The sequence below is a fragment of the Streptomyces sp. DSM 106670 genome (assembly GCF_055792845.1).
On sequence record NZ_CM147704.1, the window covers coordinates 6,715,810 to 6,740,499 of the forward strand.

The 24,690-nt window shown below is 72.7% G+C and carries 22 protein-coding genes; 8 read left to right on the top strand and 14 right to left on the bottom strand.

Annotation, left to right across the window (positions count from 1 at the left end; genetic code table 11):
- Window positions 1-80: 80 nt before the first annotated feature.
- The 6 genes from ACSMXR_RS29720 to ACSMXR_RS29745 all read right to left on the bottom strand — a co-directional run bounded on the left by ACSMXR_RS29720 (window position 81) and on the right by ACSMXR_RS29745 (window position 7,223).
- Window positions 81-2,210: a 3-hydroxyacyl-CoA dehydrogenase NAD-binding domain-containing protein gene (locus tag ACSMXR_RS29720; protein ID WP_364882380.1), complete on the bottom strand. Its 2,130-nt coding sequence runs from the start codon at window positions 2,208-2,210 to the stop codon at window positions 81-83.
- On the bottom strand, window positions 2,207-3,433 hold the full coding sequence (locus tag ACSMXR_RS29725; RefSeq protein ID WP_003965524.1) for a thiolase family protein: 1,227 nt from the start codon (window positions 3,431-3,433) through the stop codon (window positions 2,207-2,209). Before ACSMXR_RS29725 ends, ACSMXR_RS29720 begins: the two co-directional genes overlap by 4 nt.
- Before the next feature lie 133 nt (window positions 3,434-3,566).
- On the bottom strand, window positions 3,567-4,265 hold the full coding sequence (locus tag ACSMXR_RS29730) for a ferritin-like domain-containing protein (protein ID WP_473170292.1): 699 nt from the start codon (window positions 4,263-4,265) through the stop codon (window positions 3,567-3,569).
- 31 nt (window positions 4,266-4,296) lie between these two features.
- On the bottom strand, window positions 4,297-5,571 hold the full coding sequence (locus ACSMXR_RS29735; protein ID WP_137230512.1) for an HRDC domain-containing protein: 1,275 nt from the start codon (window positions 5,569-5,571) through the stop codon (window positions 4,297-4,299).
- 114 nt (window positions 5,572-5,685) lie between these two features.
- On the bottom strand, window positions 5,686-6,348 hold the full coding sequence (locus ACSMXR_RS29740) for a response regulator transcription factor (protein ID WP_003965521.1): 663 nt from the start codon (window positions 6,346-6,348) through the stop codon (window positions 5,686-5,688).
- Between the two features lie 212 nt (window positions 6,349-6,560).
- Complete coding sequence (locus tag ACSMXR_RS29745; RefSeq protein WP_137230514.1) at window positions 6,561-7,223, bottom strand: DUF3000 domain-containing protein; 663 nt, start codon at window positions 7,221-7,223, stop codon at window positions 6,561-6,563.
- Window positions 7,224-7,315: 92 nt separating this feature from the next.
- On the opposite strand from ACSMXR_RS29745, the gene hemE reads away from it, so the two are divergent.
- Window positions 7,316-8,413, top strand: a complete 1,098-nt coding sequence (hemE, locus tag ACSMXR_RS29750) for a uroporphyrinogen decarboxylase (protein WP_103510295.1) — start codon at window positions 7,316-7,318, stop codon at window positions 8,411-8,413.
- Between the two features lie 49 nt (window positions 8,414-8,462).
- Here hemE and ACSMXR_RS29755 read toward each other — a convergent pair whose 3' ends face one another.
- Both ACSMXR_RS29755 and ACSMXR_RS29760 read right to left on the bottom strand, forming a co-directional pair.
- On the bottom strand, window positions 8,463-9,851 hold the full coding sequence (locus ACSMXR_RS29755) for an FAD-dependent oxidoreductase (protein WP_381909265.1): 1,389 nt from the start codon (window positions 9,849-9,851) through the stop codon (window positions 8,463-8,465).
- A gap of 75 nt (window positions 9,852-9,926) precedes the next feature.
- Window positions 9,927-10,925 carry a DUF4349 domain-containing protein gene (locus ACSMXR_RS29760; RefSeq protein ID WP_364882389.1) on the bottom strand — a complete coding sequence of 333 codons (999 nt, stop codon included), beginning with the start codon at window positions 10,923-10,925 and terminating at the stop codon, window positions 9,927-9,929.
- A gap of 126 nt (window positions 10,926-11,051) precedes the next feature.
- Here ACSMXR_RS29760 and hemG point away from each other — a divergent pair, with 126 nt between their 5' ends.
- Together hemG and hemQ are read left to right on the top strand one after the other, a co-directional pair.
- Window positions 11,052-12,515: a protoporphyrinogen oxidase gene (gene hemG / locus ACSMXR_RS29765; RefSeq protein WP_473170293.1), complete on the top strand. Its 1,464-nt coding sequence runs from the start codon at window positions 11,052-11,054 to the stop codon at window positions 12,513-12,515.
- A gap of 4 nt (window positions 12,516-12,519) precedes the next feature.
- Window positions 12,520-13,248 (top strand): hydrogen peroxide-dependent heme synthase, encoded by a 729-nt coding sequence (hemQ, locus tag ACSMXR_RS29770; RefSeq protein ID WP_137230525.1) that lies wholly within the window; start codon window positions 12,520-12,522, stop codon window positions 13,246-13,248.
- A 148-nt stretch (window positions 13,249-13,396) separates the two neighbouring features.
- Here hemQ and ACSMXR_RS29775 read toward each other — a convergent pair whose 3' ends face one another.
- From ACSMXR_RS29775 to ACSMXR_RS29795, 5 genes are all read right to left on the bottom strand, one after another.
- Window positions 13,397-14,959: an alpha/beta hydrolase gene (locus ACSMXR_RS29775; protein WP_473170294.1), complete on the bottom strand. Its 1,563-nt coding sequence runs from the start codon at window positions 14,957-14,959 to the stop codon at window positions 13,397-13,399.
- 191 nt (window positions 14,960-15,150) lie between these two features.
- Window positions 15,151-16,200: a TIGR04222 domain-containing membrane protein gene (locus tag ACSMXR_RS29780; RefSeq protein WP_473170295.1), complete on the bottom strand. Its 1,050-nt coding sequence runs from the start codon at window positions 16,198-16,200 to the stop codon at window positions 15,151-15,153.
- 5 nt (window positions 16,201-16,205) lie between these two features.
- Window positions 16,206-17,555: a multinuclear nonheme iron-dependent oxidase gene (locus tag ACSMXR_RS29785; RefSeq protein WP_473170296.1), complete on the bottom strand. Its 1,350-nt coding sequence runs from the start codon at window positions 17,553-17,555 to the stop codon at window positions 16,206-16,208.
- Window positions 17,556-17,685: 130 nt separating this feature from the next.
- On the bottom strand, window positions 17,686-18,432 hold the full coding sequence (locus tag ACSMXR_RS29790; protein ID WP_170994464.1) for a DUF4142 domain-containing protein: 747 nt from the start codon (window positions 18,430-18,432) through the stop codon (window positions 17,686-17,688).
- A 227-nt stretch (window positions 18,433-18,659) separates the two neighbouring features.
- On the bottom strand, window positions 18,660-19,382 hold the full coding sequence (locus tag ACSMXR_RS29795; protein WP_473170297.1) for a peptidyl-tRNA hydrolase: 723 nt from the start codon (window positions 19,380-19,382) through the stop codon (window positions 18,660-18,662).
- Window positions 19,383-19,452: 70 nt separating this feature from the next.
- On the opposite strand from ACSMXR_RS29795, the gene ACSMXR_RS29800 reads away from it, so the two are divergent.
- Genes ACSMXR_RS29800 through ACSMXR_RS29815 form a run of 4 tightly spaced genes read left to right on the top strand, consistent with a single transcriptional unit; the run spans window position 19,453 to window position 22,009 of the window.
- Window positions 19,453-20,127: an AIM24 family protein gene (locus ACSMXR_RS29800; RefSeq protein WP_473170298.1), complete on the top strand. Its 675-nt coding sequence runs from the start codon at window positions 19,453-19,455 to the stop codon at window positions 20,125-20,127.
- 2 nt (window positions 20,128-20,129) lie between these two features.
- Entirely contained in the window at window positions 20,130-21,101 is a 972-nt protein-coding gene (locus ACSMXR_RS29805) for an ABC transporter ATP-binding protein (RefSeq protein WP_473172460.1), read from the top strand.
- Window positions 21,098-21,766: an ABC transporter gene (locus tag ACSMXR_RS29810; RefSeq protein WP_473170299.1), complete on the top strand. Its 669-nt coding sequence runs from the start codon at window positions 21,098-21,100 to the stop codon at window positions 21,764-21,766. Before ACSMXR_RS29805 ends, ACSMXR_RS29810 begins: the two co-directional genes overlap by 4 nt.
- Before the next feature lie 9 nt (window positions 21,767-21,775).
- Window positions 21,776-22,009 (top strand): hypothetical protein, encoded by a 234-nt coding sequence (locus ACSMXR_RS29815; RefSeq protein WP_170994456.1) that lies wholly within the window; start codon window positions 21,776-21,778, stop codon window positions 22,007-22,009.
- 17 nt (window positions 22,010-22,026) lie between these two features.
- Here the strand turns inward: ACSMXR_RS29815 and ACSMXR_RS29820 are convergent, their stop codons facing one another.
- Window positions 22,027-22,734, bottom strand: a complete 708-nt coding sequence (locus ACSMXR_RS29820) for an AAA family ATPase (RefSeq protein WP_376186713.1) — start codon at window positions 22,732-22,734, stop codon at window positions 22,027-22,029.
- Window positions 22,735-23,061: 327 nt separating this feature from the next.
- On the opposite strand from ACSMXR_RS29820, the gene ACSMXR_RS29825 reads away from it, so the two are divergent.
- Window positions 23,062-24,672 carry a S8 family peptidase gene (locus ACSMXR_RS29825; protein ID WP_473170300.1) on the top strand — a complete coding sequence of 537 codons (1,611 nt, stop codon included), beginning with the start codon at window positions 23,062-23,064 and terminating at the stop codon, window positions 24,670-24,672.
- Window positions 24,673-24,690: the final 18 nt, after the last annotated feature.

The window sequence follows — 24,690 nt, forward strand, 5'->3', positions numbered from 1 at the left end:
CCGGTCCGGCTGGATACGCGCTCGGGCCGTACAGGAGCAAGTCCCGTACGGCCCGACCGCGTTGGTTCCGAGCGGAGTGGTTACGCCGGAACGCTCGCCACGCCCTGCGCGAGGAACGGCTTGCCGTTCACCCGCTGGGAGACGCCCTCACGGTCCAGGTACGGCGTGATGCCGCCCAGGTGGAAGGGCCAGCCCGCACCGGTGATCAGGCACAGGTCGATGTCCTGGGCCTCGGCGACGACGCCCTCGTCCAGCATCAGACCGATCTCCTGCGCCACCGCGTCGAGCACGCGGTCGCGGGTCTGCTCCTCGGTGAGGACGGTGTCGCCCTGCTTGAGGAGCGCTGCGACCTCGGGGTCGAGGACCGGCGCGCCGGAGTCGTAGACGTAGAAGCCGCGCTTGCCCGCCTTCACGACCGCGGCCAGGTTCTCGGAGACGGTGAAGCGCTCCGGGAAGGCGCGGTTCAGGGTCTCGGAGACATGCAGGCCGATGGCCGGGCCGACCAGCTCCAGGAGCACCAGCGGGGACATCGGCAGGCCGAGCGGCTCGACGGCCTTCTCCGCGACCTCGACCGGGGTGCCCTCGTCGATGACGTTCTGGATCTCGCCCATGAAGCGGGTGAGGATGCGGTTGACGACGAACGCCGGGGCGTCCTTCACCAGCACCGCGGTCTTCTTCAGCTTGCGGGCCACACCGAACGCCGTGGCCAGTGAGGCGTCGTCGGTCTGCTCGCCGCGCACGATCTCCAGCAGCGGCAGGATCGCGACCGGGTTGAAGAAGTGGAAGCCGACGACCCGCTCGGGGTTCTTCAGCTTCGACGCCATCTCGGTCACCGACAGCGAGGAGGTGTTGGTGGCGAGGATCGCGTGCGCCGGGGCGACCGCCTCGACCTCCGCGAACACCTGCTGCTTGACGCCGATCTCCTCGAAGACGGCCTCGATGATGAAGTCCGCGTCCGCGAAGCCCTCGGCCTTGTCGAGGACACCGGAGACCAGGCCCTTGAGGCGGTTGGCCTTGTCCTGGTTGATGCGGCCCTTGCCGAGCAGCTTCTCGATCTCGGCGTGGACGTAGCCCACACCCTTGTCGACGCGCTCCTGGTCGATGTCCGTGAGGACGACCGGGACCTCCAGGCGGCGCAGGAACAGCAGCGCCAGCTGCGAGGCCATCAGACCCGCGCCGACGACGCCGACCTTGGTGACCGGGCGGGCCAGGCTCTTGTCCGGGGCGCCGGCCGGGCGCTTGGCGCGCTTCTGGACCAGGTTGAAGGCGTAGATGCCGCTGCGCAGCTCGCCGCCCATGATCAGGTCCGCGAGCGCCTGGTCCTCGGCGTCGAAGCCGGCGGACAGGTCGCCGTCCTTCGCCGCCGCGATGATGTCCAGCGCGCGGTACGCGGCCGGGGCCGCGCCGTGCACCTTGGAGTCGGCGATGGCCCGGCCACGCGCGACGGCCGCGTCCCAGGCGTCACCGCGGTCGACCTCGGCGCGCTCGACGGCGACCGTGCCCTTGAGCACGTTCGCGGTCCACACGAGCGACTGCTCCAGGAAGTCCGCACCCTCGAACAGCGCGTCCGCGATGCCGAGTTCGAAGACCTGCTTGCCCTTGAGCTGACGGTTCTGGTTCAGCGAGTTCTCGATGATCACCGAGACCGCGCGGTCCGCGCCGATCAGGTTCGGGAGCAGCGCGCAGCCGCCCCAGCCGGGGACCAGACCGAGGAAGACCTCGGGCAGCGAGAACGCCGGCAGCGCCTTGGAGACGGTGCGGTAGGTGCAGTGCAGACCGACCTCGACACCGCCGCCCATGGCCGCGCCGTTGTAGTACGCGAACGTCGGGACCGCGAGACCGGAGAGGCGGCGGAAGACGTCGTGGCCGCCCTTGCCGATGGCCAGCGCGTCCTCGTGACGGCTCAGCAGCTCGACGCCCTTGAGGTCGGCGCCGACCGCGAAGATGAACGGCTTGCCGGTGATGCCGACACCGGTGACAGCGCCCTCGGCGGCCTCCTTCTCGACCTGGTCGATGGCGGCGTTCAGGTTCGCCAGCGACTGCGGTCCGAAGGTGGTCGGCTTGGTGTGGTCCAGGCCGTTGTCCAGCGTGATGAGCGCGAACCGTCCCGCGCCGAACGGCAGGTCCAGGTGACGTACGTGCGCCTGGGTGACGACCTCGCCGGGGAACAGCTCGGCCGCACCCTTCAGAAGCTCAGTGGTGGAGCTCACTTGTTGCCTCCGTCAGCGTTGAAGTGCGGGTTCTCCCAGACGACCGTGGCGCCCATGCCGAAGCCGACGCACATCGTCGTCAGGCCGTAGCGGACCTCGGGCTGCTCCTCGAACTGCCGGGCCAGCTGCGTCATGAGCCGGACACCGGAGGAGGCCAGCGGGTGGCCGTACGCGATGGCGCCGCCGTACTGGTTGACGCGGGCGTCGTCGTCGGCGATGCCGTAGTGCTCCAGGAAGGCGAGCACCTGAACGGCGAAGGCCTCGTTGATCTCGAAGAGACCGATGTCCTCGATGGACAGACCGGCCTGGGCCAGCGCCTTCTCCGTCGCCGGGATCGGGCCGTAGCCCATGACCTCCGGCTCGACGCCCGCGAAGGCGTAGGAGACCAGGCGCATCTTGACCGGGAGGCCCAGCTCGTTGGCGACGTCCTCGGCGGCGAGCAGCGAGGCGGTGGCGCCGTCGTTGAGACCCGCGGCGTTACCGGCCGTCACGCGGCCGTGGGCGCGGAAGGGGGTCTTGAGGCCCGCGAGGGACTCCATGGTGGTGCCCGGACGCATCGGCTCGTCGGCGGTGACCAGGCCCCAGCCCGTCTCACCGGCTTCGGCGTTGGTGCGGCGCACCGATACCGGCACCAGGTCCTGCTGGATCTTGCCGTTGGCGTACGCCTTGGCGGCCTTCTCCTGCGAACGCACCGCGTAGGCGTCGGCGCGCTCCTTGGTGATCGTGGGGTAGCGGTCGTGCAGGTTCTCCGCCGTCATGCCCATGAACAGAGCGGACTCGTCGACCAGCTTCTCCGACACGAAGCGCGGGTTCGGGTCGACGCCCTCGCCCATCGGGTGGCGGCCCATGTGCTCGACGCCACCGGCCACGACGACGTCGTACGCGCCGAAGGCGATGGAACCGGCCGTCGAGGTGACGGCGGTCAGCGCGCCCGCGCACATGCGGTCGATCGAGTAGCCCGGGACGGACTGCGGCAGACCGGCCAGGATTCCGGCGGTACGGCCGAGCGTCAGGCCCTGGTCCCCGATCTGCGTGGTCGCGGCGATGGCGACCTCGTCGATCTTCTTGGGGTCCAGGTCCGGGTTGCGGCGCAGCAGCTCCCGGATGGCCTTCACGACGAGGTCGTCGGCGCGGGTCTCGTGGTAGATGCCCTTCGGGCCCGCTTTGCCGAACGGGGTGCGGACGCCGTCGACGAAGACGACGTCCCGGATGGTACGAGGCACGGTGGCTCTCCTCCAGGGTGCGGGATGGCACTGCTGCGGGGCACGCCACGGGGGCGCACCGCCTGCCATCATGCTACTTGCGGGTAACCAGACTGCCCACCCCCCACGGCCGGAGCGTCGAAGGTCACATCCCTCACCGCATCGTCGCCGCGATCGGTCCCGAGGACCGGACCACCTCACGGGCGAACCGGAACCGGCCCACGCCCAGCCGCCGCAGCGCCGGTCCGTGGTCCACCGCCACCACCAGCGCGGCCGCCGCCAGACCGGCCCGCCACCCGGAAGTCACCAGGACCCGCACCGGCGGCGGCAGCGGGCGCAGCGCCCGGCGCAGCCGGTGGCAGTGGAAGGGCACATGCCGCTCCTCGTCGGCCAGGATCCGCCCCGCCACCTCCCGCGTCAGCGCATCGGCGGCCCCGTCCCGCAGCGCCCGGTAGTACCGCAGCGCGACCACCTCCGCGATCATCAGGACCAGCAGTTCGAGGCGGAGCCCCAGCGCCCGGCGCAGCGCCACGAAGATCCGGTCGCTCCAGTGCGCGGCGATCACCGGCGCGCCGCCCGAGGCGAGCAGGAGCGCCAACAACCTGGCGTGATTTCGCTCCTCCGCGACGAACATCCGCACCGCCGACGCGTACTCCGCGTCACCGGCCGCCTCCGCTTTGGTGATCAGCTCGGCCCCGTCGCCGTCCTCGCCGACCTGGAAGCGCTGCACACTGCGCCGGATCGCGGGGTGCGGCGGGACGCCGGTACTCCAGTCCGGATCGCCCCGCTCGCCCCGATCGCGGCGCGCCGCCTCGAAGTCGCGTATCCAATCGCCGTACGTCGTGGTCCCCATGGCCGCCCCCCGTGTCCGCCCCTCCCGGGGGTCAGTCGCCGGCGTTCAGCGCCCGGACCAGGAGCGGGGCGACCTGCTGGATCTGCCAGTTCCGCGCCCCGTACCCGGCGAGGGTGTCCTCGACGGCGCCCGGGGTCGGGTTCTTCGGCGGCTCCCAGCAGACCCGGCGCACGGTGTCCGGGGTGATCAGGTTCTCCTGGGGCATGCGAAGGCGTTCGGCCAGCTCGGAGACGGCGGTGCGGGCGGCCGAGAGCCGGGCGGCGGCGGCCGGGTCCTTGTCGGCCCAGGAGCGCGGCGGCGGCGGTCCGGCCGGCTGCTGACCGGGCTGCGGCAGCTCCGACTCGGGCAGCGCCCTGGCCCGGTCCACGGCCGCCTGCCACTGCTCCAGCTGACGGCGGCCCATGCGGTGGCCGAATCCCGGCAGCGCGGTCAGGGCCTGCACATCGTTCGGCAGCGCGAGCGCGGCCTCGACGATCGCGGCGTCGCCGAGCACCTTGCCCGGCGAGACGTCGCGGCGCTGGGCGACCTGGTCACGGGTGGTCCACAGCTCCCGGACGACGGCCATCTGACGGCGGCGGCGCACCTTGTGCATGCCCGAGGTCCGGCGCCAGGGGTCCTTGCGGGGCGGCGCGGGCGGCGCGGCGGCGATGGCGTCGAACTCCTCGCGCGCCCACTCCAGCTTGCCCTGCCGCTCCAGCTCCTCCTCCAGCTCGTCGCGGAGGTCGATCAGCAGCTCCACATCGAGCGCGGCGTAGCGCAGCCAGGGCTCGGGCAGCGGGCGGGTGGACCAGTCGACCGCGGAGTGGCCCTTCTCCAGGGCGTACCCGAGGACGTTCTCCACCATCGCGCCGAGGCCGACGCGCGGGAAGCCCGCGAGCCGTCCGGCCAGCTCGGTGTCGAACAGCGAGGTGGGGGTCATGCCTATGTCCCGCAGGCACGGCAGGTCCTGGGTGGCGGCGTGCAGGATCCACTCGGTGCCGTTGAGCGCGGAGCCCAGGCCGGAGAGGTCGGGGCAGCCGACCGGGTCGACCAGGGCGCTGCCCGCGCCGTCGCGGCGCAGCTGTACGAGGTAGGCGCGCTGGCCGTAGCGGTAGCCCGAGGCGCGCTCGGCGTCGACGGCCACCGGGCCGGTGCCCGCGGCGAAGGCGGCGATCACCCGGGCCAGGGCGTCGTCGGACGTCACCACCGGGGGAATGCCCTCGCGAGGTTCGAGCAAGGGGATCGGCGCCGGGGCGACGTCGTCCGGGGGAGCGCCCCCGGTGGTTCGCAGTGAAGTGTCTGCTGCGGTCTCTTGGGCGTCGGTCACGTGTCAAGGGTATCTGTGTATGCACGGAGCCCGTCGACGGAACGTTCCGTCGACGGGCGGCCATGCACGTATTCCAGCCGGAGGCGCATCGGTGCACGTCCCGGCGGGGTGCGGTCAGTGGATGATGCCCGTCCGCAGGGCGACCGCGACCATGCCGGCCCGGTCTCCGGTGCCCAGCTTGCGGGCGATGCGGGCGAGGTGGGACTTGACGGTCAGGGCGGAGAGGCCCATCGAGACGCCGATGGCCTTGTTGGACTGGCCTTCGGCGACCAGGCGGAGCACCTCCACCTCACGTCCGGACAGTTCGCGGTAGCCGCCCGGGTGGCTCGGGGAACCGGGAGGCCTGCGGTGCATACGGGCCGCGTTGGCGCCGATGGGGGCGACGCCGGGGCGGGTGGGGTGGCCGATGTTGGTTCGGGTGCCGGTGACGACATAGCCCTTCACACCGCCCGCGAGGGCGTTGCGGACGGCGCCGATGTCGTCGGCGGCGGAGAGGGCGAGACCGTTGGGCCAGCCTGCGGCGCGGGTCTCGGACAGCAGGGTCAGCCCGGAACCGTCGGGCAGGTGGACGTCGGCAATGCAGATGTCGCGCGGGTTGCCGACGCGGGGACGTGCCTCCGCGATGGACGACGCCTCGATGACGTCACGTACTCCGAGGGCCCACAGATGGCGGGTGACGGTGGAACGGACGCGCGGGTCGGCCACGACGACCATGGCCGTCGGCTTGTTCGGGCGGTAGGCGACCAGGCTTGCGGGCTGCTCAAGGAGAACGGACACCAGGCCTCCTGGGGGGAGTGGCGGGACGGGCCGGCTCGGGGGATGAAGCCGGGGGCGAACCGTGCTTGAAGGGTCATTGACCTCTTCGGCAGCGGACCCGTCCTCCTTTAGGGGAAGATCACGATTTGGTGAGTAACAATTCGGGCAAATAGGACGTGCGATCGATTGTACGAAAAGAGAGTCGGCACTTGTGCGAAACGGGTGACGGAGTGTTACGAAACCTGCGGCCCACGCCGCTGCGGCAGCGTCACCACCGCCGCGTCCGACAGATCGGACGGCGGCAGCCCCGCGATCTGGCACAGCAGATCTCCCCAGGCCATCAGGTGTGACGCCGTGTCCGGGATCCCACCGCGCCACTCCCTGGGCGTCCACGAGGCGCGGATCTCGATCTGTGTCGCCGGACGGCGCGCGGAGAGCGCACCGAAGTAGTGCGATCCGGCGCGTGTCACCGTCCCGCCGGCCTCCCCGTACGCCAGACCCCGCGCCTCCAGCGCACCCGTCAGCCAGGACCAGCACACCTCCGGCAGCAGCGGGTCCGCCGCCATCTCCGGCTCCAGCTCCGCCCGTACCAGCGTCACCAGCCGGAACGTGCCCTGCCAGGCGTCGTGCCCCGCCGGATCGTGCAGCAGCACCAGCCTGCCGTCGGCGAGGTCGTCCTCGCCGTCCACCACCGCCGCCTCCAGGGCGTACGCGTGCGGCGCGAGGCGCTGGGGCGGCCTGGTCGCCTCCACCTCCAGCTCCGGTCGGAGGCGCGCGGAGCGCAGCCCGTCGACCGCCGCCAGGAACGCGGGAGGCACGGGCGGGCCCTCCTCCGCGCGTTCCTTGCTTTCAACGCCGTCGGAATGATCGGAAAATTGTCCCTGAGCCGGAGCCATGCGGGGAAGAGTAGGCGGAAGGCGGGCCTCGCGCAGGGAGAGACACCCGTGCGGGGCCGGGCTCCTTCGGCACGCGTGCGAAGATTCTGTGCGTGAGTGCCAACGACAGCCCTTCGGGCCAGCAGACGACGACCTCCGCCAGCCTCGACGCGGTCCGCCACGCCACCCACGACTCGGCGTTCCTCAAGGCCTGCCGCCGCGAACCCGTCCCGCACACGCCGGTCTGGTTCATGCGCCAGGCGGGGCGCTCGCTGCCCGAGTACCTGAAGGTCCGCGAAGGCATCGCGATGCTCGACTCCTGCATGATGCCGGAGCTGGTCACCGAGATCACCCTGCAGCCCGTACGCCGCCACAAGGTCGACGCCGCGATCTACTTCAGCGACATCGTCGTGCCCCTGAAGGCCATCGGCATCGACCTCGACATCAAGCCCGGCGTCGGACCCGTCATCGCCGAGCCGATCCGCACCCGCGCCGACCTCGCCCGGCTGCGCGACCTCACCCCCGAGGACGTCCCGTACGTCACCGAGGCCATCGGGATGCTCACCGCCGAGCTGGGCGCCACCCCGCTCATCGGCTTCGCCGGGGCCCCGTTCACGCTGGCCAGCTACCTCGTCGAGGGCGGCCCCTCGCGCAACCACGAGCGCACCAAGGCCATGATGTACGGCGACCCGCAGCTCTGGGCCGACCTCGTGGACCGGCTCGCGGAGATCACCGGCGCCTTCCTCAAGGTGCAGATCGAGGCCGGCGCCTCCGCCGTCCAGCTCTTCGACTCCTGGGTCGGCGCGCTGGCCCCCGCCGACTACCGCCGCGCGGTGCTGCCCGCCTCCGCGAAGGTCTTCGACGCCGTCGCCCCCTACGGCGTCCCCCGGATCCACTTCGGCGTCGGCACCGGCGAGCTGCTGGGCCTGATGGGCGAGGCCGGCGCGGACGTCGTCGGCGTCGACTGGCGGGTCCCGCTGGACGAGGCCGCCCGCCGCGTCGGCCCCGGCAAGGCGCTCCAGGGCAACCTCGACCCGGCCGTGCTGTACGCGCCGACCCCGGCCGTCGAGGAGAAGACCCGCGAGGTGCTGGACGCCGCCGCCGGTCTGGAGGGCCACATCTTCAACCTGGGCCACGGCGTCATGCCGACCATGGACCCGGACGCGCTGACCCGCCTCGTGGGATACGTCCACGAGCAGACCGCGCGCTGAACGACCGGTCGTACCGGGGGCCGGCCGGAAGAACCGGCCCCCGGGGCGCTCAGCCCCCCGCGCCCCGCACCGCCGCCACCGTCTTGCGCGCGGCGACCAGCACCGGGTCCCAGACCGGCGAGAACGGCGGCGCGTAGCCCAGGTCGAGCGCCGTCATCCGCTCCACCGTCATCCCGGCCGTGAGCGCCACCGCCGCCACGTCCACCCGCTTCGCCGCCCCGTCCCGGCCCACGATCTGCACCCCGAGCAGCCGGCCCGTGCGCAGCTCCGCGATCATCTTCACCGTCATCGGCTTCGCCCCCGGGTAGTAGCCCGCCCGCCCCGTCGACTCGATGGTCGCCGTGACATAGCGCAGCCCGACCGCGCGGGCGTCCTTCTCCCGCAGCCCGGTCCGGGCGATCTCCAGGTCGCAGACCTTGCTCACCGCCGTACCGACCACACCCGGGAACGTGCCGTAGCCGCCCCCGACGTTGGAACCGATCACCTGGCCGTGCTTGTTGGCGTGCGTGCCCAGCGCGATGTGCCGGGTGCGGCCCGCCACCAGGTCCAGGACCTCCACGCAGTCGCCGCCCGCCCAGATGTTCTCGTGGCCCACCACCCGCATCGACAGGTCGGTGAGCAGCCCGCGGTGCGGGCCCACCGGCAGCCCGGCCTCGCGCGCCAGCTCCGTCTCCGGCTCCACGCCGATGCCGAGGACCACCACGTCCGCCGGATACGTCCCCGCCTCCGTCGCCACCTCGGTGACCCGGCCGTCGGGACCGGTCAGGATCTTCGTCACGGCCGCCCCGTTGACCGTGGTGATGCCAAGACCGTCCATCGCGTCGTGGACGAGCCGCCCCATGTCCGGGTCGAGCGTCGCCATCGGCTGCTCGCCCCGGTTGAGCACGGTCACCTCGAACCCGCGCTTGAGCATCGCCTCGGCCATCTCCACGCCGATGTACCCCGCGCCCACCACGACCGCCCGGCGGGTCTCCTTGCCGCCCAGGGCGTCCAGCGAGTCCAGGAGCGCCTGCCCGTCGTCCAGGGTCTGCACCCCGTGCACCCCGGCCGCGTCCATGCCGGGCAGCGCCGGGCGCACCGGCCGGGCCCCGGTGGCGATCACCAGCTTGTCGAAGCCCGTCCAGTACGCCCGCCCGCTCTCCAGGTCCAGCGCCTTCACCCGCCGCCCGGCCACGTCCAGCTCGGTCACCTCGGTCCGCATCCGCAGATCGATGTCCCGTGCCCGGTGCTCCTCGGGGGTGCGGGCGATCAGGTCGTCGCGCTCCCCGACGTCGCCGCCCACCCAGTACGGGATGCCGCAGGCGGAGTACGAGGCGAAGTGGCCGCGCTCGAAGGCGACGATCTCCAGCGCGTCCGGCCCCTTCAGCCTGCGGGCCTGTGACGCGGCGGACATGCCCGCCGCGTCACCGCCGATGACCACCAGTCGCTCCGCTGCCATGCCGGGTCCCTTCCGCCGGTCCGCCGATTCGGCGAACCGGCGGGTCAAGGCCCCACGCTACGACGCCCGAGCGGCTCAGGAGTCCGAGGCGCCGTCGTCCTTCCCCGCCGCGGGCGACGTGACCGCCGGAACGGTCCCGCGGGCCGCCCCGCGCCTGCGCAGCACCCGCCAGACCAGCACCGCCACGGCGGCGGTGACCAGGAACGGGAACGCGGCCCCGAACGCCACCGCGATCCACCGCAGCACCGTCACGAACGCGTCCCAGCCGCCGCCCAGCGCCTCCAGGAACTCCGGGTCGTCCTCCTTCTCCCCGTCGTCGTCCGGGGCGTCCGGCGGCGTCAGGTCCAGCGTGATCGTCGCCAGCGAGGTGCGGTCCTTCAGACTCGCCTGCTGGGCCAGCAGCGACTCCAGATCGGACTGACGGCTGCTCAGCTCGCCTTCCAGGGCCACCACATCGCTGATCTTCTCCGCCTGGTCCATCAGCTCCCGCACCCGCGCCACACTCGCGCGCTGGGTGGAGATCCGGCTGTCCACGTCGACCACCTGGTCGGTGACGTCCTTCGCGTTCGAGGTGCGCGACAGCAGCTTCCCGGAGCCGGACAACTCCCGCAGCACCTCCTGGAAGCGCTCCTGCGGCACCCGCAGCACCAGATGCGAGGTCTCGTAGGTGTCGTCGAGCCGCTCGGTGTTCTCCGACGCCACCAGGCCCCCCGCGCCCTCGGCGGCGCCGCGCGCGGCGGCGACGGCCTTCGGCACGCTCTTCACCTCGACGGAGAGCGTGGCCGTACGGATCACATGGGTGCCCCCCGGCTTCGGCGCCGCCTTCTTCCCGGCCGCCTTCCCGCCCGCCTGCTCCTCGGGGGCGGCGGAGGCCGCCGCCCCGTCCTCGTCCGTGAACCCCTCGCGCGGCGCGGCCTTTCCGTCCGCCGCCTTCGCGCCGCTGTCCGACGCGTCGGACGACGCCCCGCAGCCGCCGACGGCGAGCAGCAGGCCGAGCGCCCCGGCCACGAGTACCGCACGTGCGCGGACGAACGACCGACGGCTTCCGCTTTCCCCAGCCGTAACCGGATCCATAACTGGTCCCCCCAGGACGTTGGTTGATATCGCCGGTTCGACGTGACGGCCCCGGGACCGGTTGCCGCCCGCCGGTTTCGAAGTGGTCACGGCCGGGACGCGGTCCGGGTTTGAGAGAGTGGACCCATGCAGCGTTCTCAACAGCGTGCGGAAACGCCCCCGGGCCACGTCGTCGTCATCGGCGGCGGCATCGCCGGCCTGGCGGCCGCCCACCGCCTCGTCACCACCGGAGTGCGGGTCACCCTCCTGGAGGCGACGGACCGGCTCGGCGGCAAGCTCATGACCGGGGAGATCGCGGGCGTCCAGGTCGACCTGGGAGCCGAGTCGATGCTCGCCCGGCGCCCCGAGGCGGTCGCCCTGGCCCGGGAGGTGGGCCTCGCCGGCCGCCTCCAGCCGCCCGCCACCGCCACCGCCTCGCTCTGGACGCGCGACGCGCTGCGCCCGATGCCCAAGGGCCACGTCATGGGCGTCCCCGGCGACCCGGCGGTCCTCGGCGAGGTGCTGTCACCCGAGGGCCTGGCCCGGATCGCCGAGGAGCGCGACCTCACCCCGACGCCCGTCGGCGAGGACGTCGCGGTCGGCGCGTACGTGGCCGACCGGCTCGGCCGCGAGGTCGTGGACCGTCTGGTGGAGCCCCTCCTCGGCGGGGTCTACGCGGGCGACGCCTACCGGATCTCGATGCGCGCCGCCGTACCCCAGCTCTTCGAAGCGGTGAAGGAGGGCGGCCCGCTGCTGGAGGCCGTGGGCCGCATCCAGGAACGCGCGGCGGCCCGGCAGCAGGCCGGCCCGGTCTTCCAGGGCATCGAGGGCGGCATCGGCACCCTCCCGGCCGCCGTCGGCGACGCCGTACGGGCCGGGGGCGGCGACATCCTCACCGAGACGCCCGTCCTCGGTCTGACCCGTACGGAAACGGGTTGGGCCGTCCGCACCGACACCCGGACGATCGCCGCCGACGGCATCGTCCTGGCCACCCCCGCCTGGTCCGCCGGCACCCTGCTGGCCGCCGAGTCCCCGGCCGCCTCCGCCGAGCTGGCCGGCGTCGAGTACGCCTCGATGGCCCTGGTCACCCTGGCCTTCCGGCGTACCGACATCGAGGCCCACGAGGCCCTGCGCGGCCGCTCCGGATTCCTCGTACCGCCGGTCGACGGGCACACGATCAAGGCGTCCACCTTCTCCAGCAACAAATGGCAGTGGGTCGCCGACGCCGCCCCCGACCTCTTCGTGCTCCGTACCTCCGTCGGCCGGTACGGCGAGGAGGACCACCTCCACCGCGAGGACGAGGAGCTCGTCGCCGTATCCCTGCGCGACCTCGCCGCGGCCACCGGACTCACCGCCCGGCCCGTCGACAGCGAGGTCACCCGCTGGATCGGCGGTCTGCCGCAGTACCCGGTCGGCCATCTCACCCGGGTCGCCCGGATCCGCGACGAGGTCGCCAAGCTGCCCGCCCTGCGGGTCTGCGGCGCGGTCTACGACGGCGTCGGCATCCCCGCCTGCATCGCGAGCGCCCACCGCGCCGCCGACGAGATCACCAGGGAGATCATCGCCACGCCGACCCTGGTTCGGGGCACGGGGAGCGAGGCGGGACAATAGCCGTATGAGTGCTCCTGAGACTGCGACATCAAGCAAGAGTCCGAACGCCGGCAAGAAGGCCAAGGACCTCAACGAGGTCATCCGCTACACCCTGTGGTCGGTCTTCAAACTGCGCGACGTTCTCCCGCTGGACCGCGCGGGATACGCCGACGAGGTGCAGGAGCTGTTCGACCAGCTCGCGGCCAAGGACATCACCGTCCGCGGCACCTACGACCTCTCCGGTCTGCGGGCCGACGCGGACCTCATGATCTGGTGGCACGCCGAGACCTCGGACCAGCTCCAGGACGCGTACAACCTCTTCAGGCGCACCAAGCTCGGCCGCGCGCTCGACCCGGTCTGGTCGAACATGGCGCTGCACCGCCCCGCCGAGTTCAACAAGTCGCACGTCCCGGCGTTCCTCGCCGACGAGACGCCCCGCGACTACATCAGCGTCTACCCCTTCGTCCGGTCCTACGACTGGTACCTGCTGCCCGACGAGGACCGCCGCCGCATGCTCGCGGACCACGGCAAGATGGCCCGGGGCTACCCGGACGTCCGCGCCAACACCGTCGCCTCGTTCTCGCTCGGCGACTACGAGTGGATCCTCGCCTTCGAGGCGGACGAGCTGTACCGCATCGTCGACCTGATGCGTCACCTGCGCGCCTCCGAGGCACGGCTCCACGTGCGCGAGGAGGTCCCGTTCTACACGGGCCGCAGGAAGAGCGTCGCAGACCTGGTGGCCGGGCTCGCATAACCAGCGAGTCCCGCACCACCCCAACCCGGAAGATCAGAGGGACGGGCACCGGGCACCGATCGTGCCGTCCGCCCCTCCAGCGACACCGGGTTCGGCTTCGGGGGCCGTCGCACCGTGAAGGTGCGGCGGCCCCCGCTCCGTACGCGGCTCAGTCCAGCGACACCGGGTTCGGCTCCGGGTGCGCGGCACAGTCCGCACCCCGCCCCGGCACCTCACCGGTCAGCAGATACCGGCGCAGATGGTCGTCCACGCAGGTGTTCCCGGCCCCGCCGACGCCGTGCGTCCCCGCGCCCCGCTCGGTCACCAGCGACGACCCGGGCAGCCGCCTCCGCAGCTCCAGCGCCCCCTTGTACGGCGTCGCCGCGTCCCGCTCCGCCGCCAGGATCAGCGCCGGCGGCAGCTCGCCCCACCGCGTCCCCACCTCCAGCGGCCGCTGCCGGGGCGCGGGCCAGAAGGCGCACGGCAGGTTGGTGAAGGCGTTGTCCCAGGTCTCGAAGGGAGCGACCTGCGCCAGGTCCGTGTGGTCGCGGTCCCACACCGCGAAGTCCTCCGGCCAGGGAGCGTCGTTGCACTCGACCGCCGTGTACACCGCCTGCGCGTTCTCGTTGTCCTTCGCCGCCACCGCCCGCGGAGAGGCCTGCGCGACCAGCGGCTCCGGGTTGCCCCGCACGTACTCCGACAGGGCCGTCGCCCGCATCGCCCAGTAGTCGTCGTAGTAACCGGCCCCCAGGAACGCCGAATGCAGCTGCCCCGGGCCCACCGTGCCGCCCGCGGGCTTCACCGCCAGCTCGGCGCGCACCTCATCGTAGTGCTTCTGCACCGCCTCCGGGGTGGCCCCCAGGCGATACACGTCGTCGTGCTTGGCGACCCAGCGCCGGAAGTCCTCCCAGCGCGTCTCGAAGGCCAGCGACTGGTCCATGTTGGAGCGGTACCAGATCTGCTCCGGGTCCGGATCGACCACCGAGTCGAAGACCATCCGCCGTACGTGCGAGGGGAACAGCGTCGCGTACAGCGCGCCGAAGTACGTCCCGTACGACGCCCCCATGAAGGTCAGCCGGCTCTCGCCGAGCGCTGCCCGCAGGACGTCCAGGTCACGGGCGTTGTTCAGCGAGGTGTAGTGCCGCAGCGTCGCGCCCGCGTGCTCCGCGCAGCCCCGCGCGTACGCCTTCGCACGGGCGACGCGCCGCTCCTTGTACGCCTGCGTCGGATGCGTCGGCGCGTCCGTCGGGCCCTTCGTGTACGCGGCGGGGTCCTGGCAGGACAGCGGGTCGGAGGAGCCGTTGACGCCGCGCGGGGCGTAGCCGACCAGGTCGTACGCCTCGGCGATCTCCTTCCACTCCGGCAGCTCCCCGGCCAGCGGGAAGGTGATGCTGGACGCGCCGGGGCCGCCCGGGTTGTAGACGAACGCGCCCTGCCGCTCCTTCGCCGGACCGGTGGCGGGCGTGCGGCTGACGGTCAGTTCGAGCTGCCGCCCGTCCGGCTCGGCGTAGTCGAGGGGCACCTTCACCGTGCCGCACTTCAGGGAGTCCGGGAGCATCTCCTCCTCGGGACAGGCGGCGAAGTCGATCCCGGCGGCGGTGGCCCGGGCGGCGGCGATCGCGGTGCCCCGGGCCTCGGCGGAGCCCGGCGCCTCCCAGGCGTTCGCGGGAGCGGCGGCCAGGGCGGACAGGACCAGGGAGCCGATCGATGTGTACAGCGCAGCTGTTCTCACGCGCGGGGCCTCTCTGCGGATGCGGAGAGGGATGGTCGGGCGGACGGGCGCCGATGTCCAGCACCGCCCCGGAATGTCACCGGGAACCACCCTGATGGTCGGTCAACAACCGTACGGTTGGCCTCGGTTCGCCCGGATCAGGTGCTGTTCGGGTCGGGAGCGGTTCAGAAGCTGTTCGGTTCAGGGGCTGTTCAGGACCCGCCGCCGCAGCTGGAGCCCCCGCCACCGCCCCCGCAGCTGGAGCCGCCCGAGCTGCCGCAGCTCGACCCGCTGCTGCCTCCGCATCCGGACCCGGAGGAACATCCGGACCCCGAGGAGCACCCGGACCCGCCGCCGCAGCTCGATCCGGAGCCGCCCCCGGTCGACCCGCCGCAGCTGGAGCCGCCGGGGCCGGACGCGGCGCACCAGACCGTCGCGACGCCGACGGCGGTGACGCCCGCAGCCGTGGACCCGGCGACGGACGACGAGGACCGCCGGCGCGGAGCGCTCAGCCGTGCCGCGGCCACCAGCTGGGCCTGGAACACCGGGTCCGGCAGCGCGCGGAGCCCCAGCGTGGCCACGAGGTGGGCGGGGGTCACCACATGGGCGTAGGCGGTCCGGAACGCCAGGGCGGCGTGCTGCCCCGACTTCGTGATGCGGCTCGCGGAGGCGCCCGCGACGATCAGACCGCTGAACGCGCCGATCACGATCGCGGGCAGGATCTTCATGATGAACGGGACCGGGAAGTCCATGGTGTCGACCATGGCGAGCTGGACGAACGTGACCACCAGGCTCAACGGCAGCGCGACGAGGCACGCCACCCCCTGGATCAGCCCCCAGCGCCGCAGCGGCCGGATCCGGTGGGGCGGCACCAGCAGCCCGCGCGCGGCGAGCCCGTCGCCGACCTCCTGGACGGCCGGGTGGCGCATCACCGCTTCCCGCAGGACGTGCAGCGCGCCGCTCGGGGCGGCGGCCAGCTCCTGGAACACCGCGCGTTCCACCGGGTCGTTCGCCTGCGCCCGCTGTACGGCGACGATGCCGGGCCCCCCGACGGCCAGCCGGCCGTCCGCGTGCAGGGCGGTCAGAGCGGTGTCCACCACCCTGGCCGGACCGCCGTTCAGGAACGCGACCTCGTACAGGTCGTGAAGGGCGACGCCGGGACCCGGGCCGGGGCGGCGGGACCGCTCGGCCACCGCCCTGACGACGAGCAGCACCGACGAGACGACGACCCCGAGGGTCGCCAGCAGAGCGAAGACGTTCACAGCGGTCACTTCCCCACGAGGACGGCACGGGCCGCCCGGACCAGACGGGTGGTGCGGCCCGGCGGCCGGGCGCCCGACCGGTCCTGCCACCAGTACGTCAGCCGGCGCCGCGCCGCCGGATCGGCGGGACCGCCCGCGATGAGCACATGCTCCGCGAAGTCCAGGGCGTCGCGGCGGTACCCACCGGACATCGGGCGGCTGCCGGCGTACGCGAGGAACGCGGCACGGTAGCCGTCGCCGAGGATCTCGGGCAGTTCGGGGGCCACCTTGGCGACGACATCGGCGCGCTTGCCGGCCAGCGCCCGGCTCTGCACCCGCAGCCGCCGGTGGTCGAAGCCCTCGGGGGCGGGCGTTCCGGCCACCAGCGCGGAGAGCAGCGCGGTCTGCGCGACAGCGGTACGGTCACGGGTGCCGGCGGGCACGGGGTCGGCTGCGGCGCGGCCTTCGGCGGGCGCGGGGGCGGCGGTGCCCGTACGCTCTCCGGCTTCGGCGGTGCTCGTACGTTCACCGGCTCCGGCTGGCACGCGACCGGTCGCCGCCCGCCGCAGCGTCGCCCGGATCGCGTCCAGTTCGCCCGCCAGCTCCGCGCCCGGCGGGAACGCGTCGTCCCGCTCCAGCAGCACGCCCGGCGGGTCGACCCGGGAACGCAGCTCGGCCAGCACCTCCAGGACGGGTGCGGACACCGGGTGGGCGTGCGTGTCGTGCCAGACGCCGTTCTTCTCGACCCCGCCCGCCACATGGACGTACGCGATGGCCTCCACCGGCAGCTCGTCCAGCGCCTTCGCCGGATCCTGGCCGAGGTTGACGTGGTTGGTGTGCAGATTGGCCACGTCGATCAGCAGCCGCACCCCGGTCCGCTCGACCAGCTCCGCCAGGAACTGCCCCTCGGTCAGCTCCTCGCCGGGCCAGGAGATCAGCGCCGCGATGTTCTCCAGGGCGAGCGGCACCGGCAGCGAGTCCTGCGCGATCCGCACGTTCTCGCACAGCACGTCCAGCGCGTCCCAGGTGCGCGGCACCGGCAGCAGGTGCCCCGCCTCCAGCCTCGGCGACGCGGTCAGCGGCCCCCCGGCCCGTACGAACGCGATGTGCTCGGTCACCAGCGGCGTCCCCAGCAGTTCGGCGCGCGCCGCGAGAGAAGCGAGGCGGCCGGGGTCGGGCCGGTCAGCGCCGCCGAGCCCGAGCGCCACCCCGTGCGGCACGACGGTGACCCCGCGCTCCCGGAGCCGTACCAGGGAGTCCGGGAGATGGTCGGCGCAGAGGTTCTCCGCGACGGCCTCGACCCAGTCGATCCCCGCCAGCGCCTCCACCTCGTCCGCGATCTCCGGCCGCCAGCCGATACCGATGCCCAGCTTCATGGTGTCCCCCTGCTCACCCAGGCCTTCGCTCTGTCGTTCTGTCCAGGGGTCATGACCCCGTCGAACGGTGCTGAACCCGACAGAGGGGACGTTCAGAGCTGGATTTGAGGTTCCGGTGGCGGCGGTCTCGTTATGGCATCGGCATCATCGTGGGCGGCACCGGCCGCGAGGTGAAGGACTGGTCGCCGGTCGGCGTCACCGGCAGCGGGACCTGGGGCGCCTGCCCGTCCTGGGGCATCGACGGGCCGGACGGGCTGGCCGTCGACCCGCCCGCCGCCTCGCGCGCCAGGGCGTCGAAGTCGACGAATCCGGTGGCCTCCAGCATGGTGATGTGGTCCAGCACCGTCTGGTTGGCGTCGCTGGCCAGCTGCCGGATCAGGGTGTTGCGGGTGGTGTGCCGGACCTGGCCGATCAGCCCGAAGACCTTGCCGTGGGCGGCCCGCAGGATATTGGCGAACTTCCGCTCGTAGTCGTCGCCGCTCGCCGCCGTCAGCTCCCGCAGCCAGGCCTGCTGCTGGTCGGTCGGCTGGTTGGGCAGCTCCACCCCGAGCTTGGCCGCCACGTCCCGGGCCCGCCGGTCCAGGTCGGTGTGCCCGACGACGAGGTGGTCCCCGGCGGCCTTCGTCGCCTCGCTGGGCGCCCGTTCGATCGCCTGCTGCCCGGCGGGCAGCTCCCACAGTCCGGCGAGCCGCACCTTGACCAGGAAGTCCCGGTCGGTCGCGGAGAGCGGTCCCCACTGGGTCGCGACACTGGAGGCGTTGAGGTTCGCCTCGCCGGTGCCCGAACGGTCCGCGTAGGACCAGACGGGGAACGCGAGCGCGCCGATGGTGGCGACCAGCGCCGCGATGATGAGGGCCGTTCCGTTGATGCGTCGCAACAAGGTGTCTCCCGGGGCCGAGGCATGGCAGCGTCGATCGAACAGGCGTCAATCAACCGCCAATCGACTGGCTGCGCAGGCTACTTGGCGGTAATGCCGAAAGGGCAGTACCGGGAGATACGGAGAAGGGACCGGAAACGTTCAGCACGGCGGCGATGTGGTCGCGTCCCGCTCGGGGCTCCGCGACACGGGCGATCCTTCGCGGCCACCGCCCCGCCCCGCCCGGCTCAGCGGCGCAGCGCCGGGTGGTCGGCGATCACCGTGCAGGAGCCCGGGGCGATCTCGGTGAACCCCGCGTCGCGCACCACCGGCAGCCCGCTCACCGTCAGCTCCCGCCAGCGCTCCGCGCCGGGGGTGGCGACGGAGAGCGGGAACCCGGCCTCGCGCCAGGCCTTGCGCTCGGCCTCGGACAGCTCCCACCAGGCGAGCTGCGCCCCGTGCCCGGCCTGGGCCATCGTCTTGCCCGCCGACATGTCCACCTCGGGGTTCAGCCACAGCACCGGGCCCGAGAGATCGGGCGCGGCGGGCGGCTCGGGGTCCTCCAGGTCGGTGCCCGACACCTGGAGCTTGGCCAGCTCCTTGGGCCAGCCGTCCAGCGGGATCGGCGGGAACACCCGTACCTCCGCGCCGTCCTCGCCCGTCACCGTGATGCCGTCCAGCGCCGCGGCCTTGCGCCACTCCGCACCGCGCGCCCGGCGCACGACCTTGCGGATCCGGGCGTCCTGCCAGTCCCGCATCGCCGCGGCCCACTCGCCGTCGCCGAGGGACCGCTCGTCGGAGAGGATCGTCAGCACCGCGCGGGCGGCGGTCCGCAGCGCGTCGGTGCGGGCGGGCGGGTCCGTCTTCTCCAGGTGGAGCACCAGCGGCAGCACGAACTGCGGCGCCTGGTCGCGGTCGGTCGGACCGTGGTGGAACGGGCTTTCGGAGACAGGGGTGTCGTTGCTGGTCACCGCCCCAGTCTGCCAGGTGGTCGGTTCACCTTCTTGGCGGAACGACCGGCTCCGGGTGAGGATGCTCCGCATGAAGAGCGATCTCTTTTCCAGCGAGCACATGGCCCAGCCGGCCACCGCCTCCGGTATGACCCTGCAGAACTCCAAGTCGATCAAGTACGCCGTCAACGGGGAGATGCACGCCCGGCAGGGCTCGATGATCGCCTTCCGCGGCAACCTCCAGTTCGAGCGCAAGGGCCAGGGCATCGGCGGCCTGCTCAAGCGCGCGGTCACCGGTGAGGGCCTCGCGCTGATGGCGGTCCGGGGCCAGGGCGAGGCGTGGTTCGCGCACGAGGCGGCGAACTGTTTCATCGTGGAGCTGGACCAGGGCGACTCCATCACCATCAACGGCCGCAACGTCCTGTGTTTCGACCCGACGCTCTCCTACGAGATCAAGACGGTGAAGGGCGCCGGAATGGTCGGCGGCGGCCTCTTCAACAGCGTCTTCACCGGCTACGGCAAGCTCGGCCTGATGTGCGAGGGCACGCCGATCGTGATTCCCGTGACGGCCGCTCAGCCGGTGTACGTGGACACGGACGCGGTCGTCGGCTGGAGCCAGCAGCTCGCGACCAGCCTCAACCGCTCCCAGAGCGTCGGCTCGATGGTGCGCGGCGGCTCGGGCGAGGCGGTTCAGCTGATGCTCCAGGGCGAGGGCTTCGTCATCGTGCGGCCCAGCGAGGCCCGGCCCGAGAAGACCTCCAACTGACCCTGAACCTCCGGGGCGTGGGCCACCGGTACGGCCTCCGCGGCGCCTGGGTGCTGCGCGGGGTCGACCTCGCGCTGCCCACGCGGGCGCTCGTCCGGGTCGAGGGGGCCAACGGTGTCGGCAAGTCGACCCTGCTGCGGCTGCTCGCCGGGATCGACGCCCCCGCCGAGGGACGGATCACCGGCCGCCCGGCCCGTACGGCATACGTCCCCGAGCGCTTCCCGGCCGCGCTGCCGCTGACCGCCACCGGCTACCTCGTCCACCTCGGCCGGATCCACGGACTGCGGACGGCCGAGGCGAAGCGGCGGGCGGGGGAGTGGCTGACCCGGTTCGGCGCGGCGGAGCACGCCCGTACCCCGCTGGCGGAACTCTCCAAGGGCACCAGCCAGAAGGTCGCCGTCGCCCAGGCGCTGCTGGCCGCACCCGACCTGCTGGTCCTGGACGAGGCCTGGACCGGCCTGGACACCGCGGCCCGCGCCGAGCTGGACCGCGCGGTGGCCGAACGCGTGGCGGCCGGCGCCACCGTCGTCTTCGTCGACCACGACCCGCGACGCCTGGCCGGGGCGGCCGACCTCACCCTGCGAACCGCCGACGGCGGGGTACGCACGGCCCCGGCGAGGGCTGCCCGGGCGACGGCCGCCACCACCGGCCCCCGCGTCCTGATCGAGGCGGAGGGCCCACCGGGCGCGGCACTGCCCGCGGCTCTGCCGGGCGACCCGGTCCGGGAACGGGGGAGCGGGACGGGCGGCCCCGGCGCGGGCTCCGATGTCGTACGCCTCACCGTCCCCGCCCCGTACTCCGACGCGCTCCTGGGAGCCCTGCTGACGGCCCGCCCGCCGTGGCACATCCGACAGGTCGCCCCGGCACAAGCCCCCGTGCGGCCGGAGGCCGGGGAAGCCCCCGCACCGGCCGAGTCACCCACGTCAACCGAGTCGTCCCCCGAGGCAGCCGCAGGGGTGTCCGAAGCACCATGACCGCCCTCCTCCGCTACCAGACCGCCCTGCTCGCCCGCTCCCAGCGCTGGCTGGCGCCCCTCCTGCTGTACGCGGCCGTCCTCGCCGTCGGCCTGCAGGGCGGGCAGCCCGTGCTGGGCTCGCTCGGCGTCGCGGCCGCCGCCCTGCTGCCCGTGACCGCGTGGGTCGTCCACCTCTGCGTCACCCAGGAGCCGCCCGCCGCCCGGACGGTCGCCACGGCGGCCGTGGGCCCCCGGCGGGTGCACCTGGCCGCGCTGCTCACCGCCACGGGCTGTGCGGCGGCGCTCGCCGTGGTGAGCACCGCCGTCGTCCTGCTCGTCAGCAGCCCGGTCACCGACGACGGCGCCCACGCGGTCTCCGGGCCGTCCGCCGCGCTCGCCGGACTGACGGCGGCCCTGTGCTGCGTCCTGCTGGGCGCGGTCGTGGGGGCGCTCAGCAGCCGCCCGGTGACGGTCCGCCGGGGCTGGTCCGTGGCGGCGGCCGTGCTCGGCTCGCTCCTCGCGCTGGTGACCACCGGATCCCCGGCGCGGTACGCGGTCACCGCCCTGGTCACGGGATCACGGACCGGGACGTTCCAGCCGCCCGTCCTGCCCCTGCTCGGAGCGGCGGTCCTCGCCGGGGCGGTGGCGCTCGCCGTCTGCCGGCTCGCCGCCCGGCGCGGATGAGCCGGGCGGATGAGTAGGCTCGTGGACGTGGACACGGACGACACGCACGACACGAACGGTTCGTACTGCGAGGCCCCGGGGCCGATCGCATCCGCCCCGCCCGCCGGAGCCGCCGAGGGACCTCCGTACGCCGAGTGCGTGCTGTGCCGCGAGCCGACCGAGTACCCGGAGTCGACGAAGGGCGCCACGCTCTGCCCGGTCTGCGCCTGGCAGGAGGCGGGCCGCACGGCCTGTTCCGGCTGAGGGCTCCCGTAACCGGTTCAGTCGAGGACGTGCCGCAGGTAGGACTGCGGGTCGGCGAGGTAGCGGCGCCAGTGATCGACCAGAGCCAAGTCGCTCCAGGCCGCGCGACGCATGCCGTGCTCGCCGATCTCCACGATGTCCGCGCCGGGAAAAGCGGTGAGGAGGGGGGAGTGGGTGGCGCAGATGACCTGGCCACCGTTCTTCACCAGTTGGTCGATGTGACCGAGCAGTTCCAGGCAGGAGGAGAACGACAGCGCGGCCTCCGGCTCGTCCATCACATACAGCCCCGGCCGGAAGAACTTGCCCCGGAACGCGGCGAGGAAGCCCTCGCCGTGACTGACCGAGTCCGGTGCGAATCCTTCCCGGTCCAGGGCGTCCAGCGCCGTCTCGGCGCGCAGGAAGAACCCCTTACGGGCTGACCAGCTGCCCATCATGCGCCGCCCGTACGCGGTCGCGTCGAGCCGGATCCGCTCACCCAGCACCGACTTGGGCCGATGGCTGGCGTAGCGCCAGTCGTGGGAGCCACCCCAGGAGTCCAGACCGAAGCCCTCGGCGATGGCCTCCACCAGGGTGGACTTTCCCGAGCCGTTCTCGCCGACGAGGAAGGTCACCGGCGCGGTGATCCGCAGTCCCTCCTCCAGCAGCTGACGCACACACGGCACCGACCAGGGCCACTCCGACCGGTCGTACGAGGCCACATTCGCGTACGCACGTTCGATGATCATGGGGTGAGTCTCTCAGGACTCGCGGAAACGAGCCCAGGGTCGCCGGCCGTAGCGCGCCAGCCCGGTTCAGCGGTCCGGCGCGACCGGCAACGGCCGGCGCGCACGCCGCCCCCTCTTCCTTTAGGTAGCGCCACGCATTGATAGGTGCTGCCCGAGCCCCGCACACTCTGGGTGGCCCGAAGGCGTCGAACGGCGGGTCTCGTCGCAGGTCGTCCCACGGCCGCCGGACCTGACCTCCGGTCACCCCGCCTCTTCCGCGGCGCCCCCGTGCCGAGCGGCCCACCCCCACCAGGCCCGACCGGGCCTGACGCATCATGAGGAGAAACTGTGGATCGTCCATTTCGCACGGTGCGGAGACTGCTGGCCTTCGGCGCCGGTGCCGCCCTGCTCGTCGGCGCCGCCTCGACCGCCGGAGCCACCGCCGCGCCCGTACCGCCGGGCGGAGGCGAAGGCCGCATCGTCGGTGCGGACCGCCCCGGCGCGGTCGAAGGCTCCTACATCGTCACCCTCAAGGACTCCGTGGCCCGTACGGAGATACCCTCCGTCGCGAAGTCCCTGTCCGAGCGCCACGCGGGCGAGGTGAGGAGCACCTACACCACCGCTCTGCGCGGCTTCTCGGTGAAGATGAGCGAGGAGAAGGCGAAGCGCCTGGCCGCCGACCCCTCGGTGGCCCGGGTCGAAGCGGACGGAGCGGCCTACGCCACCGGCACCCAGCCCAATCCGCCCTCGTACGGCCTGGACCGCATCGACCAGCGCAGCCTCCCGCTGGACCGGAGCTTCACCTACCCCAGCGACGCCTCCGGCGTCACCGTCTACGTCGTCGACTCCGGGGTGCGGCTGAGTCACGGCGACTTCGGTGGGCGGGCCACCAGCGGTTACGACTTCATCGACAACGACTCCAATGCCTTGGATTGTCATGGGCATGGCACACACGTGGCCGGGACCGTCGCGGGCAGCTCCTACGGAGTGGCCAAGGGCGCCAAGATCGTCAGCGTTCGCGTGCTGAACTGCCAGGGCTCGTCCGGTACCACCTGGGACCCGGTCCTCCGCGGCATCGACTGGGTCACCAAGAACGCCAAGAAGCCCGCCGTGGTGAACATGAGCGTCGGCGGCGGCAAGACCCAGTCCATCAACGACGCGGTCAGCAACTCCATCGCCTCCGGCATCACCTGGGTCGTCGCGGCGGGGAACAACAACGCCGACTCCTGCCAGTACTCGCCCTCGTCCACACCGGCGGCGATCACGGTCGGCGCCACGAACAGCTCGGACGCCCGCGCCACCGGCTGGAGCAACGGCCAGGCCTCCAACTACGGCACCTGCCTCGACATCTTCGCGCCCGGCGACAACATCATCTCCACGTCCAACGCGGGCGACAGCGCCAACCAGTCCATGAGCGGCACCTCCATGGCATCCCCGCACACGGCCGGCGCGGCCGCACTCCTCCTGGCCGCCTCCCCGACCCTCACCCCGGCCCAGGTCCGCGACAAGCTGGTCGCCGACGCCACCCCGGACAAGATCAGCGACGCCCGCCCCGGCTCGCCCAACCGCCTGCTGTTCACCGGCGCCGGCGGTGAGGACCCCACCGATCCCCCCGGCCGGAAGTTCGAGAGCACCGGCCAGGTCCAGATCCGCGACAACGCCACCGTCGAGTCCCCCATCACCGTGACCGGCATCGACGGGAACGCCCCCGCCAACCTGTCCGTCACCCTCGACATCCGCCACACCTTCCGCGGCGACCTCAAGGTCGAACTGCTGCCCCCGGGCGGAGGTACGGCCGTCCTGAAGAACTTCAACTCCGCCGACAGCGCCGACAACGTCCAGGGCACGTTCACGGTCGACGCCTCCGGCAAGCCCGCCAACGGCGTCTGGAAGCTCCGCGTCACCGACAACTGGGTCAACGACACCGGCTACATCAACGCCTGGTCGCTCCAGTTCTGATTCCGGGTCCGAGCAGGT